Here is a 324-nt window from a genome sequence, read left to right on the forward strand (position 1 = left end):
GCTCTTAGACTTTTTCTCTACCAATGGCGCGTAAGGACGGCCTTTATGTAGGTCAGGGTTTACAACCTTAACTACGTGACGGCGACCGGCAGAAGTCGGTTTGGCTTTAACGACTGGCATAACTATCTCCTACCTTATTCAACATCCATAAAGTCGATGTCTTGACCTTCAGCCAAACGAACATACGCTTTACGAATATCTTTACGCTTACCAAGACCGTTACGCGTAAGCTTGGTCTTGCCCTTGATATTTACAGTTTGAACTGACTTAACATCTACGTTAAACAACGCTTCAACTGCTTTCTTGATTTCTGGCTTGCTCGCA

The 324-nt window shown here is 44.1% G+C and carries 1 protein-coding gene and 1 pseudogene; both read right to left on the bottom strand.

The features are described 5' to 3' along the window. Window positions 1-120: pseudogene (locus A3762_RS26385) on the bottom strand (50S ribosomal protein L2); the annotation flags it as partial. Between the two features lie 14 nt (window positions 121-134). Beyond that, window positions 135-324, bottom strand: a 190-nt coding sequence (locus tag A3762_RS07030) for a 50S ribosomal protein L23 (protein WP_082868989.1), incomplete at its 5' end; no start/stop codon positions are given.

It is taken from the genome of Oleiphilus sp. HI0125, assembly GCF_001635355.1.